The following is a 3,523-nucleotide window of genomic DNA, read 5'->3' as shown; positions in this document are numbered from 1 at the left end:
GGGTACGGCCGCGTCAAGGCAGGCAGAATGCCGTGGAAGCTGCGCTCCCGACGCCGACAATGGATTTTCAGACTGAGCGATAGGGGCTTCTCCCACAACAAGGGGAGAAGGGGAAAGCTAGTCGCTGCGGCGGAAATTGCGAATGCGGTCGAACAGTACCGCCAGGATGATCGCGCCGCCGATGAAGGTGCCCTGCCAGAAGGCGTTGATGCCAAGCAGGCCGAGGCTGTTGCGGATCACCTCGATGAGCGCGGCGCCGACGATGGCGCCGAGCGCGGTGCCGACGCCGCCGGCGAGATTGGCGCCGCCGATGACGGTGGCGGCGATGACCTGCAGCTCCATGCCGTTGCCGAGATTGGTGGTGACGGCGCCGAGCCATCCGGTCTGGATGATGCCGGCAAGTCCTGCCGACAGCGCCGAGATCATGTAGACGGCGACCTTAATCTGCTTGACGGGAACGCCAGTCAGCGTCGCCGCGTGCTCGTTGCCGCCGATGGCGAAGATGTGTCGGCCGAACTTGGTCCAGCGCAGGATGAAGCCGGTGATCAGCGCCAGGATGATCATGTAGAGCACCGGATTGGCAATGCCGAAGACCCACGCGCCGCCGCCCAGCGCCAGGAGTTTCTGGTGATCAGGCCCGAACTGGAAGACCACGGTGTTGTTCGAAGCGACCATGGCAAGGCTGCGCGCCACGGAGAGCATGCCGAGCGTGACCACGAATGGCGGAAAACCGAGATAGGCGATGAGCACGCCGTTGAAGGCGCCGACGACCAGCGCGGTGGCGATCGAGGCCAGGATGCCCACTTCGATCGAATAGCCGGCATGCATGGTGACGGCCAGCACCATCGAGGAAAGGCAGAGCACCGAGCCGACCGACAGATCGATGCCACCGGTGATGATGACGAAGGTCATGCCGAGCGCCACGATGGCGGTGAAGGTGACGTTGCGGGTGATGTTGAAGAGGTTCTTCGACGTGGCGAAGGAATCGGTGGCGACGGACAGGAAGAGGCAGGCGAGGATGACTGCGATCACCACCCAGAAGGTCTGGTTGGCAAAGAGCCGCGACAGGAAAGTGTGCTGCTTCTGCGCGATCGTCTGGTCAAGGGTGACTGCCATTATCGACCTTTCCTAAGGCGCTGGACGGTTCGATCCACGCGACTACGCAACCTGTTCGATGGCGCCGGTGATCAGCCCGGTGACTTCCTCGGGCGAACTCGAGGCGATCTTCTTGTCGGCCACTTTGCGGCCGCGCCGCATGACGATAACGCGGTCGGCGACGTCGAACACGTCGGGCATGCGGTGGCTGATCAGCACCACGGCGATGCCCTGATCGCGCAGATGGCGGATGAGATTGAGCACCTCGGCCACCTGCCTGACCGAGATCGCCGCTGTCGGCTCATCCATCAGCACGATCTTGGCCTGCGACAGCATGGTGCGGGCAATCGCCACCGCCTGGCGCTGGCCGCCCGACATCTGCTTGACGAGGTCGCGCGGCCGCGTCTCGGACTTCAGCTCGGCGAAGAGCTGGCCGGCGCGCTTATACATGGCGCCATAGTCGAGGATGCGGAATGGTCCCACGCCCTTGCGCAGCTCACGGCCGAGATACACGTTGGCCGCGGCCGTCAGGTTGTTGCAGAGCGCGAGGTCCTGGTGGACGATTTCGATGCCGTGCTGGCGCGCATCGGCTGGCTTGTGCATGACAAGCTCCTTGCCGTCCAGATGAATGGTGCCGTGGCTCGGGCGGAAATTGCCGGCGATCATCTTCACCAGCGTCGATTTGCCGGCGCCGTTGTCGCCCATCAGGCCGACGACCTCGCCCGCCTCCAGCGAGAACGAGACGTCGTTGACCGCCTGGATGGCGCCGAAATGCTTCGAGATGTTGGCGAGTTCGAGAACCGGCACCAGCCTTAAGCCTCCCCATTTGTTGCGCAGTTGTCGCCGGCCTGGCCGGCGCCTCTTGCGTCTTTGCTCCGTCCATCTCCTCCCGAACGGCGCGTTGACGCATTTAGGCAAAAGCGGACTGGGGCGTCAATCAATTGTCGGACGATTAATTTCGAGACTCGACGAAAAATCGGTTTTGTAGGACAAATATGAATTGACGCTGGCGAAAAGCCGATATTAGCTAAGTCTCGGAGGAAGACTTTGCCCATCGTCCGTCTATCAGGCGGAGGCGGGCAAATGGTTTGAAGGTCAAGGATCCGGCTGCGCCAGTATTGGGGCAAACGGATCGGCAAATGCTTATCAGCCCGGCGCAGGACGCGAACATCACGAGATGCTCGTCATGGGTCTTGTGCATCCGGGCTGATCGGTGTGGCGGGCACGCGGTGTCCGTCTGTTTCAAGGGAGGACTGATATGAGGAAAACACTTTTGCTTGCCGCCGTCGCCGCCATGGCGTTGGGCGCCGGGCCGGCTTTGGCCAAGAAACAGCTCGTTATCGTCGTGAAAGGTCTCGATAATCCATTCTTCGAAGCCATCCACCAGGGTTGCGAGAAGTGGAACAAGGAAAACGCCAGCTCGGAATATGAATGCTTCTACACTGGTCCGGCATCGACCTCGGACGAAGCCGGCGAAGCGCAGATCGTGCAGGACATGCTGAGCAAGCCCGATACGGCGGCGATGGCGATCTCGCCGTCGAACGCGCCTTTGATCGCGCAGACGATCAAGAGCGCCAATCCGTCGATCCCGATCATGACGGTCGACGCCGACCTCGCCAAGGAAGACGCCGCCCTTCGCAAGACCTATCTCGGCACCGACAACTACCTGATGGGCAAGAAGATCGGCGAATACATCAAGAAGGCCAAGCCGAATGGCGGCACGATCTGCACCATCGAAGGCAATCCGGCGGCCGACAACATCCTGCGCCGCGCGCAAGGCATGCGCGATGCGCTGTCGGGCAAGGAAGGCCTCGCGGCGCTTGCCGGAGAAGGCGGCTGGACCGAAGTCGCCGGTTGCCCGGTGTTCACCAATGACGACGGCGCCAAGGGCGTGCAGGCGATGACCGACATCCTCGCCGCCAATCCGAAGCTCGACGCCTTCGGCATCATGGGCGGCTGGCCGCTGTTCGGCGCCCCGCAACCCTATCGCGACCTGTTCAAGCCGATGGCCGACAAGATCGCCAAGAACGAGTTCGTCATCGGCGCCGCCGACACGATCGGCGACGAGGTGGCGATCGCCAAGGAAGGCCTGGTGACCGCGCTGGTCGGCCAGCGGCCGTTCGAGATGGGCTACAAGGCGCCGTCGGTGATGCTCGACCTGATCGCCAACAAGAAGGTCGACGATCCGGTCTTCACCGGCCTCGACGAATGCACCAAGGAAACGGCCGACACCTGCATCCAGAAGTAGGCTGCATCCTGAGCCGTCAAAAGGAAGGGGCGCCACGAGGCGCCCCTGATTTTTCCAGCGCTCGCCTTCGCGGCTGGCCGAGGGCAGGGTTCCTAAATCTTCTGCTTCACACCATCCTTCGAAGGCACCAGGTCGACGCCGTTGAGCTTGCCGATATGGGTGGCGAGCATCGGCACATAC

At 62.4% G+C, this 3,523-nt stretch carries 3 protein-coding genes; 1 reads left to right on the top strand and 2 read right to left on the bottom strand.

Features of this window, described 5'->3' with window-relative positions:
• Positions 1 to 117 precede the first annotated feature (117 nt).
• On the bottom strand, positions 118 to 1,116 hold the full coding sequence (locus tag EOD07_RS27065; protein ID WP_040984111.1) for an ABC transporter permease: 999 nt from the start codon (positions 1,114 to 1,116) through the stop codon (positions 118 to 120).
• Positions 1,117 to 1,158: 42 nt separating this feature from the next.
• Complete coding sequence (locus EOD07_RS27060; protein ID WP_040984113.1) at positions 1,159 to 1,902, bottom strand: ATP-binding cassette domain-containing protein; 744 nt, start codon at positions 1,900 to 1,902, stop codon at positions 1,159 to 1,161.
• Between the two features lie 451 nt (positions 1,903 to 2,353).
• Between EOD07_RS27060 and EOD07_RS27055 the strand changes: the two genes are divergently transcribed.
• The gene (locus EOD07_RS27055; protein WP_127237579.1) at positions 2,354 to 3,343 is read left to right on the top strand and encodes a sugar-binding protein; all 990 of its coding nucleotides are present in this window, start codon (positions 2,354 to 2,356) and stop codon (positions 3,341 to 3,343) included.
• Positions 3,344 to 3,523: the final 180 nt, after the last annotated feature.

The sequence above is a fragment of the Mesorhizobium sp. M2C.T.Ca.TU.002.02.1.1 genome, assembly GCF_003997225.1.
This window is presented reverse-complemented; position numbering and strand designations above follow the sequence as displayed.